Below are 1,204 nucleotides of genomic sequence, written 5' to 3'. Positions count from 1 at the left end.
AAGAAATCCGATATATTCTTCTCCACTAAAAACGAACGTGGCGAATGGCAAAGACCGGAACCGGCGGAAGGGGAACTGAATACGGATGCCGACGAAGGAGTGGTAAGTTTTTCGCCCGACGGTCAGACAATGTATCTTACAATGGCGCGAAGATCGCTGAATTCCGACACTTCTGTGGAAATCTACACTTCCCGCCGTTCGGATGCCTCATGGAGCGCACCTCAGAAATATGAAATCACTGCTGACACTTTATCCGCCTACGGACACCCGGCGGTGTCGCCTGACGGAACGTACCTCTATTTCTGCTCAGACATGCCGGGAGGCTTCGGAGGGAAAGACATATGGCGAATCAATCTTAAATCGCCGACAGGGTCATTGGAAAATATGGGCGAGCAGATAAACACATCTGGCGATGAAATGTTTCCATATGTGCGCACTGACTCTTTACTCTATTTTTCTTCCGACGGACATCCCGGTTTCGGAGGTCTCGACCTTTTCCGGGCAACCCTCAACAGCACCGGTCAGCGATGGAGCGTGGAGAACATGGGCATACCGATCAACAGTCCGGGGGATGATTTCGGTATAACCTTCGGGGAAGGCGAGTCGGGTTTTTTCAGTTCCAACCGCCGCGATGCACGTGGATATGACAGCATCTATAGCTTTGAACTGCCGGAAATTAAAGTAACCATATCGGGATATGTACTGGACAAGGACGAGGAACCCGTGCCAAACGCAATAATAAGAATAGTCGGTGACGATGGCTCAAACCAGAAAGAGATCGCACGCGATGACGGCTCTTTCCGGTTCAGGCTCGAAAGAGGGGTTAAATATGTCATGAAAGCGGGAGCCAAGGGATATCTGAATGTCAAGCAAGAATTTACTTCAGGCATGGAAGAGGAAAACGCCGATTATGGCGTTGATTTCATCTTGGCTGCCATCAATAAGCCCCAGGTTGTGGAAAACATCTTCTATGACTTCGACAAAGCCTCCTTGCGACCTGAGTCAAAGACGGCTCTTGACGAAATGGTCACTATCCTCAATGAAAATCCGAATGTCACTATCGAGATGGGCGCGCATACAGACCGCAAAGGTTCTGATGAATACAATATCGAATTGTCAAACAGACGAGCCAAAAGCGTTGTCGATTATCTGATTGCGGCAGGTATAGATCCCGGTCGTCTCACTTGGAAGGGGTATGGGGAAT

1 protein-coding gene is annotated in these 1,204 nt (G+C 49.3%); it reads left to right on the top strand.

Going from position 1 to position 1,204, the window contains the following annotated elements:
• A partial coding sequence (locus JX312_RS13825) for an OmpA family protein (protein WP_204458500.1) occupies positions 1–1,204 on the top strand: 1,204 nt, incomplete at both ends.

Origin of the sequence: Barnesiella sp. CU968, from assembly GCF_905219685.1 — a bacterium.
GTDB classification, from domain to species: Bacteria; Bacteroidota; Bacteroidia; order Bacteroidales; family Muribaculaceae; genus Lepagella; species Lepagella muris_A.
Note: the sequence above shows the minus strand (reverse complement) of the source record. Positions and strands in the feature narration are given on the sequence as shown.